This window comes from Parashewanella curva, from assembly GCF_003675895.1.
In the GTDB taxonomy this organism is placed as follows: Bacteria; Pseudomonadota; Gammaproteobacteria; order Enterobacterales; family Shewanellaceae; genus Parashewanella; species Parashewanella curva.
Window position 1 is genome coordinate 1 of the sequence record NZ_ML014875.1, and the last position, 6,422, is coordinate 6,422.

Consider the following 6,422-nt stretch of genomic DNA (forward strand, 5'->3'; position numbering starts at 1 on the left):
ACTGAAATAATGGACATCGGCTTCTGAGTAATCTGTTTGTTTTTGGCGAAATAATTTGATCACATATGAAGCCTTTTTTCTATCTTTTTATTATCTTACGCTTAAGATCCTGTCTATGAACTTCAATTAGGTTAATATGAGGAATTGAAATGTCTGGAAGTCCTATAGGTAGAACAACTGCTGGCATTATTCTGCAACAAAAATCAGGAGAAGATGACTTAACAAAAACCGTTATGGCTCGTGAGTTAAATGGTTATCTTATGCAAGGCGGAGTTTGTGCTGTGTAGTTATTACCGACATACAAAACTGTCGTTACTTCGTTGCTACATAAACAAACGATAACGAAGCAGAAGTGACCAATTTACGCTGTCTTCGATGCTTTTGAGCACTTCCTGTTCTGTGTTGTGACCACCTTACATAGATGGCTAAGCTTCACTGCTCGCGCCTTGACCAGAAAAATGCTCAAATAGCACAAAATTTAAGCCTAAAAGTTCAACAGGTCCTAATAGAATTCTTGGAAAATAATGGAATTGGGTATTCTGAAGTTGCGAATTACGGTCAATTAGTAGATCTTCTTCATTCATTTAAAGTTCTTGAGGCTTTCGATATTGACAATTCACTTATAGGCGCTTGAGAAATAATAAGTGAATTAGAGAAAGGTTGTCATAGGCACAGAAAGGTATAAAAAGATGAGCAGATATATAAATTCTCTGAAATTTGATTTTTCTGATTTTTCCAACTAAGAATGTAGGGGTATTTCAAATGGATACGTCTTATGGATGCTGGTTGGATTCACCGATTTTCTAAGTTACTTTTAGCTTTTTTTTTAGGTATATTCTGTTTAATCGTCGGCTATAACAATATTGTCGATTTTAATACCAACTATCAATTTGTAATCCATGTACTATCAATGGATTCAATGCAGCCATGGTTTTTAGGTACTCAATTATTTGATAGGGCGGTAACCAAACCAAGTTTATTACTAACGGCCTATTGGTTCATTATTGCATTAGAAATCATCGCAGGTTTAGTCATCTCCTTCGGGGCATTTTTTATGTTTAAAGGAGCTAGATATGATAATGCTTCCTTTTCTAAAGGGCAGGGCATATTTTTAGCTGGTGCAACAATCGCTCTTTTTATTTGGTATTTTAGTTTTGCTGTGGTGGGCAGTGAGTGGTTTCAAATGTGGGCCAGTACCGAAAATGCGCAAATGAAGGCTTATACCTTTTCAGAGTTTATTTTGTTGGTGATGATTTACGTAATCATTCCTTCTCCGAGAGAATGGAGTGAATCATAGATAGCGGCACTAAGTTAAGGCTACGCTTCTGTACCGCTATAAAATGAGGCTTATACCAATTACATTACTATTGGCGAGCTAATCGAACATTATCATTTAATTGTTCAAAGTCGCTTCGATAAGGGTTGATATCTAAACCACCACGACGAGTATATCGAGCGAATACAGTTAGCTTGCTGCAATTACAGAAACGCTTCAAATCCATAAAAATCCGTTCAACACATTGCTCATGGAATTCGTTATGTTCTCTAAACGAAATTAGATAGCGAAGAAGTTTTTCGCGATCAATTTTCGGTCCTTGATATCGGATCATCAAACTACCCCAATCAGGCTGAGTGGTGATCAAACAGTTTGATTTTAAGAGATTAGAGTTCAGAGTCTCAGCAACTATTTGCCCTTCATCTGTACAATTCTCCAAATATTTAGCATTAAACTGATAATCATCGACTTCGATGTCTATTTCGTCGATGCAAGTCCCCGGTAATGATGCAATTCGCTGATTCCCGAACTGCTTAGGTTCAATAATTTTTACCTCCACTTTACCTTGAGCGCACTCAGATAAATCTCTTATCATTGCTTTTTCAACATCATCAATGGAATCAAAGCGAGTTAAGTTGAAGGTATTGAGATACAACTTAAACGATTTAGATTCGATTAAGTTCTCAGATTGATAGTCAACATAAAATTCGACAATCGCAACCATAGGTTTACCTTTAGCGTTTAACCAAGATAGTTCATACCCAGTCCAAACATCTACGCCATGAAAAGGCAATTCTGTGGTCAGTTCGATAGCATCCCTATTTAATTTACGTGGAACAGCTTGCAAAACATCAGGGTTATAAATGGCCTCATATTGTGCAGGTTGGCCTAAAGTTAACCCTTTTAGTTCTTTTGCTTCGCTATAGGGATCGTGATTTTGTGTCATCAATACAATTTCCGTGTCAAAATAGACCGACATTATACTGAATTTTGGATTGTGCTTAAGTGTCTTGCCTCACTGCTTTAGAAGAATTTTTTAATAGATATCATGATTTTTATCAACAAGCGCTGTCTGAAGCACCGCGTTTTTATCCTTTGGGAGAAAATTCTGATTGTATTATCGGAGATTATGATGGTGATCTGGAAACGGTAGTTCAATGGAAGCCGTTTAAACGTAAACAAAATGTTGACTTCTCAAATGTAGAATCTGCATTATCGATATCATTACATCATGATATTAATGAGTTCTATGGATGTTGGTTTTCTGGTCATTTATTTTTTGATTCAAAGTGGGGGCATGGAGAGCTCTTACAGCCTTGGAATCAAAGTGACTTTGAACTTTTACAGCAAAATACCATTGGTCATTTAATGATGAAGCAAAAGCTCAAGCAGCCACTAACTTGGTTTGTTGGTGTGTTAGAAGAGGGTGACCAAATGATCACCGTAAATAATGAAGATGGCAGTGTTTGGTTAGAAACTCCGGGAGAAATTCCCACTCAGAAACTGTCGGACTCGATCAGCGAGTTACTGAAAAACATCACGCCTAGAGTTACGCCGGCCGAGAAGCCGCAAAGTGTTGATGAACATATTGAGCATCCAGGTATATTTTCCAGTTTCAAGCGTATGTGGAATAACTTGAGAGGGAAAGCGTAATCAAATTCAGTGGTTCGGTGGAAAAAACTAATCACTCCATAGAACCACTGATGTGTAGTTATAAAAAATCCCAAGAAATATTCGAAACGATTCGACATTTTTCGCATCGGAAATGAAACATATCAAGTAATGGTTCATCGAGTTTCCAATCATGGCTGCCACAGCGTGGGCAAGGGCGATTCATTTCATCTTTCAAACTAATGCCACCAACCCGATACAAATAGTAATAAGTCGGTATTTTAGTTAAGTATTCAATTCGCCCTCTTATTCCCCAGCCTCGTCGGCATAAATCGCTGTCCGCATCACCAATTTCATTGGCTGAAGCAAACTCAGCTTTAGTTGCAGCAGCCATTTGGATCTCATCACAAGCTTGCCATTCTGTTTGCCAGCGGATCACTTGTTTATGGTCGCCATTAAAGGTTGCAGGGATTTGGTATAAAGGGATTGGTTGGAGTGTATCACCACTTCTTAATGGTGAGCACATATGAACATAGCTGGTATACAGAAGTTGCCAGCTTGGTATTTCTGTCGTTGAAGTTTCAGAATTAATATCTTGACCGATAAATTTTTCTCTAGGTGCGAGGATTTTAGCTTCAGTAAGCCCTTCTAACGCATATTTTACCCATGGGCTATTGTGTCTATGGCTAAGACTAGATTTTTCTGGAACTAATAAACGACATCGAAATTCACCTTCGTTAAAGGCAACAGCAAACTCCCTGCCCAGTACCTGACCATTCGCTCGTAGAGCTTCTAGATAATTGTTAATCGCCTTTTCGGCAATGCTAATGGTAGTGTTGTCAAAACACTCAAATCGTAATTCGATAACGTACATTACTGCTGCTTTTCTATTTGCTCGATACGCTTTAACAAAGCGGTTTGTTCACTTTGTAATTGGGTAACTTGATTTTGGAGTTGCTTAACTTGCTCTTCAAGAGAAATGTTAGCTTTAGTGCTAACTTGTTCAGATGCTTTGTTTTCCACAACCAGTTCTGAGATTTCTTTTTCAGAAAGACTTTTGAACTGTTGTAAGCCTCTTAGAATGGTTGGCATTGGAATGGTTTTGCCTAACTTTGCTTTTAACAATGCAGTGGTTGGTGTTTTACCAGATGATTGAAGATGTTTAGCAAATTGTAAAACTTGGTTAATTTCGTTCATTGTTTAGTGCTTTTTACTAATTGTTGTTGGCTAAAATTGTTAAATAAGTAAAAAATTATTTAAAAGTTCTTTTAAATCAATTGATAACAGTTTTGGCTTGATTTGTGCTTTGTTGCAACTTTGAAAGATAGTGAACTTAACACAAAGGAAGTTAAAGATGAAAATAAAATTGTTGGTTGCAGCTGTTTTAAGTGTATCTATGTTGTCAGGCTGTGTTGTAAGTATCGGAGGGGATGGGGAGCATAGTAGTTATTCATCAAGCTGGCAGAAAAGACAAAAAGAAAATCGCATGCATATTGGGCAATTACAAATGGGGATGGATTATCAACAAGTCATTAATTTAATGGGCAGCCCTGATATCAATGAAGCTTACCTTGAAAATAAAGGCGAGTCTAAGCACGAAATTCAAGTCTTATTTTACCGAACTCAGCACGTCAGTTCTGATTCTATCACTACTAAAGATGAGTGTACGCCGATTGTTATCAAAAATGGGAAGGTTGTTGGTTGGGGTGAAAAGGCATATCAGCTAGCGAAGTTTTAATTAGCTCGAAATTTGCACTTTTCTATCAACTTGATACATTGATAAAACCATACACTTTATCGAGACTCGTAGAATGGATACTCAAGTGATAGAAAAGTGCCGTGCTGTTTACCTTACCGCTGAAGACCTGAGAATTGCTGCTTCTATTTTATATAACGCCTATTATGACGACCCCTTCTTTATTGAAGCCTTAGGCAAAGATAATGAAGTTAGCTACCAAGAAAAATTACGTGCAGCGATTCGAGAGGAACTCCACACCTTATGGAAACAAGAACAAGCTTTAATTGGGTTCTTCGACGGCGAGCGTATGTTAGGTGTTGCTTGCGTTATGACTCAAGATGTTCCTTTAGGTGAGGATAGAGTTTGGGATTGGAAATTGAAAATGGTGTTAAGTGCTGGTTGGGGCTCGACTCAAGCCATCATGAAAAAAGACTCTCATATACTTCAACACCTACCAAATAGACATTGTGGAATACTCCAATTTATTGCTGTTTCACCAAATGAACAAAACAAAGGATTTGGTCGCACTTTAGTTAATGCCGTTCTAAGTTGGTGTGATGAGCAGCCAGACGTTGATGGTATAGGTGTGTTTGTTACGAAAGACGCACATTATGAGCTCTTCATTAACACTGGTTTTGAACAATTATCTTCAATTAACATCAATAATGTTGAAGGTGATCTGTTATTTCATAGGCCTTGATTGATTATTAATTAGGACGTATATCATTCAGAGCCTAAATTTTTAATGGGCTATCGAACCTTGATGAATGTATTTAATATTAAAAGTCTGATCGCCTTGTGAGATATATCTTACAAGGGCGTGAGATTACCTAGAGACTTACTTAAGTAGTTTTTCTTATCAAAAATATAGCATCAACAAAAACTCTATATATTTCATGGCGATAGAGTTAAGGCTCTAATTTAACACCCAGACAACACACATTTAAAATTGTTACTAATGTGTTTTTACCCTGTTTTTGAGGGTTAAATTTCATAGAATAGCTCCAATAAAGAAAAGGACTTCTTATTAAAGTAAGCAAAGGATTTGGGAGCAAGGACTGCTTCAAAGCAATGGAATGCTTTACTTATAGATTAAAAATTTACATTTTGATTGAGCAGAATTTAAGTTTTAGTTCTATAGTTTAATTGAGGTTGCATTGATACGGAAGTTGTTATCAAGGATGTAAATGGAAGAGTTGGCATGGAAGCGGTTAATAAGGATAGTTAACAGCATGGATGACAACACGGAATTTCAGTTACAAGGACAGTTGATTACAGTGAAGTATTGATTGTATATCACGGATAGACTTTCTCAAGGATGAATCTGGACACGCTCAGGATGGAGCATGCTTGGTCAAGGGAAAACCAAGGAAAAGGATTGTACGAAAGTACAAGGATTCAAGGAAGGGTCATGGATGTGGTAACGCACGGATGCAACTTATACGCATGGATGGTGCAGGGAGCACAATAATAGCGGGATAGCTTAACAGAGAACAAAGGGGCGTAATCGTAAGATTACGCCCCTTCTTTTTGTCTTTTATTTGGAATAAAAGAAATTTGTTACCAGTTAAACGCAATAATGTGAACGCCAACAGAAACGCATATCCATGTGCTGACGACCGTGACATCCTGTCACGGACGGTCGCCTTATCACATTATTTCTTTTACTAACAAATGATTAACCTACATTTCGCATGGTGATTTAAGTATCCGTACATTTTCAACCATTAACAAAAAAACAACATAGATCTTGTAGTGTTCTCATACGGTTTACCAAATTTTAAGCATGCCAAAAGG

Annotated in this window: 9 protein-coding genes; 5 read left to right on the plus strand and 4 right to left on the minus strand. The window is 37.4% G+C overall.

The features are described 5' to 3' along the window. The first annotated feature begins 149 nt into the window (after positions 1–149). Entirely contained in the window at positions 150–287 is a 138-nt protein-coding gene (locus tag D5018_RS21815; RefSeq protein WP_165905131.1) for a hypothetical protein, read from the plus strand. Between the two features lie 138 nt (positions 288–425). On the opposite strand, the gene D5018_RS21820 is transcribed toward D5018_RS21815, so the two are convergent. Next, complete coding sequence (locus D5018_RS21820; RefSeq protein WP_165905132.1) at positions 426–584, minus strand: hypothetical protein; 159 nt, start codon at positions 582–584, stop codon at positions 426–428. 191 nt (positions 585–775) lie between these two features. Here D5018_RS21820 and D5018_RS20235 point away from each other — a divergent pair, with 191 nt between their 5' ends. Then, a complete protein-coding gene (locus D5018_RS20235; protein ID WP_121840793.1) occupies positions 776–1,297 on the plus strand; it encodes a DUF2165 family protein in 522 nt (173 codons plus the stop codon). Positions 1,298–1,364: 67 nt separating this feature from the next. Here the strand turns inward: D5018_RS20235 and queF are convergent, their stop codons facing one another. Further along, positions 1,365–2,222, minus strand: a complete 858-nt coding sequence (gene queF / locus D5018_RS20240; protein ID WP_121840794.1) for an NADPH-dependent 7-cyano-7-deazaguanine reductase QueF — start codon at positions 2,220–2,222, stop codon at positions 1,365–1,367. 59 nt (positions 2,223–2,281) lie between these two features. On the opposite strand from queF, the gene syd reads away from it, so the two are divergent. Then, positions 2,282–2,929 carry a SecY-interacting protein gene (gene syd, locus D5018_RS20245; protein ID WP_121840795.1) on the plus strand — a complete coding sequence of 216 codons (648 nt, stop codon included), beginning with the start codon at positions 2,282–2,284 and terminating at the stop codon, positions 2,927–2,929. 58 nt (positions 2,930–2,987) lie between these two features. On the opposite strand, the gene D5018_RS20250 is transcribed toward syd, so the two are convergent. Continuing rightward, positions 2,988–3,761, minus strand: a complete 774-nt coding sequence (locus D5018_RS20250; RefSeq protein ID WP_121840796.1) for a Zn-ribbon-containing protein — start codon at positions 3,759–3,761, stop codon at positions 2,988–2,990. Beyond that, positions 3,761–4,084, minus strand: coding sequence for a DNA-binding protein (locus tag D5018_RS20255; protein ID WP_121840797.1), 324 nt, complete (start codon positions 4,082–4,084; stop codon positions 3,761–3,763). Before D5018_RS20255 ends, D5018_RS20250 begins: the two co-directional genes overlap by 1 nt. Positions 4,085–4,241: 157 nt before the next feature. Between D5018_RS20255 and D5018_RS20260 the strand changes: the two genes are divergently transcribed. Together D5018_RS20260 and D5018_RS20265 are read left to right on the plus strand one after the other, a co-directional pair. After that, entirely contained in the window at positions 4,242–4,625 is a 384-nt protein-coding gene (locus tag D5018_RS20260) for a DUF3192 domain-containing protein (RefSeq protein WP_121840798.1), read from the plus strand. Between the two features lie 73 nt (positions 4,626–4,698). Beyond that, positions 4,699–5,325: a GNAT family N-acetyltransferase gene (locus D5018_RS20265; RefSeq protein ID WP_121840799.1), complete on the plus strand. Its 627-nt coding sequence runs from the start codon at positions 4,699–4,701 to the stop codon at positions 5,323–5,325. The last annotated feature ends 1,097 nt before the right edge of the window (positions 5,326–6,422 follow it).

Coding starts and splice junctions, on each gene's coding strand:
- D5018_RS21815 (WP_165905131.1), top strand. CDS start 150: ATGTCTGGAAGTCCTATAGGTAGAACAACTGCTGGCATTATTCTGCAA.
- D5018_RS21820 (WP_165905132.1), bottom strand. CDS start 584: ATGAATGAAGAAGATCTACTAATTGACCGTAATTCGCAACTTCAGAAT.
- D5018_RS20235 (WP_121840793.1), top strand. CDS start 776: ATGGATGCTGGTTGGATTCACCGATTTTCTAAGTTACTTTTAGCTTTT.
- queF (WP_121840794.1), bottom strand. CDS start 2,222: ATGACACAAAATCACGATCCCTATAGCGAAGCAAAAGAACTAAAAGGG.
- D5018_RS20250 (WP_121840796.1), bottom strand. CDS start 3,761: ATGTACGTTATCGAATTACGATTTGAGTGTTTTGACAACACTACCATT.
- D5018_RS20255 (WP_121840797.1), bottom strand. CDS start 4,084: ATGAACGAAATTAACCAAGTTTTACAATTTGCTAAACATCTTCAATCA.
- D5018_RS20260 (WP_121840798.1), top strand. CDS start 4,242: ATGAAAATAAAATTGTTGGTTGCAGCTGTTTTAAGTGTATCTATGTTG.
- D5018_RS20265 (WP_121840799.1), top strand. CDS start 4,699: ATGGATACTCAAGTGATAGAAAAGTGCCGTGCTGTTTACCTTACCGCT.